This window comes from Pseudomonas nabeulensis (genome assembly GCF_004682045.1).
Classification (GTDB): Bacteria; Pseudomonadota; Gammaproteobacteria; order Pseudomonadales; family Pseudomonadaceae; genus Aquipseudomonas; species Aquipseudomonas nabeulensis.
In genome coordinates this window covers 1-2014 of the sequence record NZ_QUZT01000141.1, presented here as the reverse complement: position 1 = coordinate 2014, position 2014 = coordinate 1, and the positions used below count along the sequence as shown (strand labels likewise).

Sequence of the window (2014 nt, the reverse complement as noted above, 5' to 3'; positions counted from 1 at the left end):
ACCTGCCGCGGCGATGCCGATCAGTTGTGAGGCGGCGAGCAGCAGTGCCGGGTTGCCTTCGACGGCGTGGGCGAGGCTGCTGATCAGGGCTTCGTTGGCGCCGGCGGCGAGTGCGCCGGTCGCGAAGCTGCCGCCGTTGGCTTCGCTGAGCAGGCCACCGACCAGCGCGTGGAGGGCGACTTTCTGCGGGCTGGATTCGGGCCAGTTCTGGCTGCTGGAAAAATCCCCCACGGCGTTGAAGGCTATGGCTTGCAGGGTGCCTTGCAGTTGCGAACTGAGGGCGTGGTTGAGGTTGTCCTTGAGGCTGCCGCCTTGCACCAGGGTCTTGAACCCCGCCTGGGCGGCGCCTTGTGCGCCCGAGTAGGCGGCGAACTTGCCGATGTCGGAGGCCGATGCCAGGTCGAAGCCTTTGGTGATGTTGTTGACGCGATCGCCCGTGACGCCAAAGGCGGGGTCGATAACGCCGCTGCTGAAACCGGCGGTCAGGGCGCTGGTGGCATACCCCTTAAGGCTGGCGCTGGACGTCACGTCCTTGAACACCGCCCCCAGATTGCCCTTGTTGTTGATCGTACTCACCGCGGTCTGGCTGGCGAAGGCTTGGAACGTCGCGCCCGCCGCAGAGCCCAACGTGCCGCCGCCTGCGGCCACCGCCAGCGAACTCGCTGCGCCGGCGGTGATCACCGACATGACGATAATCACGGCCAACATCGCGCCCTGGCCCATGCCGGAATGACTGTACTTGTACGAGTCATGCAGTTCCTTGACCCGCCGCCAATCCACATCCCCGCGCCGCTCGGCGTCCTTGATCCAGGCCAGTTTCGGGTCGCCCTGGACCATGGCGTCGATGGTTTGGGTGACGGTGGCCTGGTTGATGTCCTTGATGTCGATGCGCAGGCCTTCTACGGCTTTGATCGCCAACTGGCCCTGGGCGAGGATTTCGGTCTGGCGCAGGGTTTCGTCGGTGCGGCCTTCGCCTTTCATGCTCATCCAGGCGAGGTCGCTTTGGCTTTTTTCGTGACTCTCCTGGTGCAGGTCCTTGACCGCTTCGAAGGTCACCGCGCCGCCGCTGGTGATGGCGATGTCGGCGCCGCTGTGGAGTTTTGCGCCCTGGTAGAGCTGGTCGCCGCCGCTGATAAGGTTGAGGTGGCCGCCGGTGCTGATTTGGCTGCCGACGGCTTTTACGTCGGTGATTTCATCACGTTGGGTTTTGAGGGCACCGAAGCTGCCTTTTTTCGTGTAGTCGTACAGGCTGTAGTCGCTGTCATTCGCGCTCAGCAGTTGCAGTTGATTGCCCGCGATCAGGTAAGCGTCTTTGCCGCTGCTGATTTGGCTGGCGTGCAGCAGGATGTTGTGCCCGGCGCTGGCCGTGAGGTTGTTGCCCGCGTTGAGTTGGCTGCCGATATGCCGCACTTGGCTGGTCTGTTCGTGGGTTTTGGCGCCGTTGCGTTTGCTGTTGATCTCGCGATCGGTTTCGTTGGCGGCGGCCAGGAGGTTGATGCTGCCGCCCGCCGAGACGGTAAGGTCTTTGCCGGCGTTGGCCTGGCTGGCGAGCAAGGTGATGTCGCCGCCGGCTTGCAGGCTCAGGTTGCCGGCGGCGTTGAGGTGGGCGCCGAGGTGTTCGGTGACGCTGTTTTGGGTGACGCGATGGCCGCCGTTTTCGGTGATGCGGGTTTGTTGGGTATTGGTGACGGCGATGAGGTTGATGTCGCGGGCGGCGCTGAGGCTGGCGTCGCCGCCACTTTTGATATCGCCTCGGTTGGTGATGTCGCGGCCGGCGTTGAGGGTGAGTTGTTGGCCTGCGCTGATCTGGCTGGCGTTATCCAGATGGGTGACGAGGGTGCCGTCGCCTTGGTAGCGGGCGTGCGCGGTGCGGTCGTTGATGATGTCGCCGCTGACGCTGATCAGCTCGATATGGCTGGCGCGGATTTCGCCGGCCATGGCGTTGCGGATGCTGTCGGTGGCGAGCAGGCTGATGCGTTCACCGGCGGTGATTGCGCCGCCGTTGAGCAGGTTG

Annotated in this window: 1 protein-coding gene; it reads right to left on the bottom strand. The window is 64.1% G+C overall.

Going from position 1 to position 2014, the window contains the following annotated elements; all coding sequences use genetic code 11:
• Positions 1 to 2014 (bottom strand): DUF637 domain-containing protein (locus DYL61_RS31155; protein ID WP_193559478.1); only part of this gene is annotated, 2014 nt, incomplete at both ends.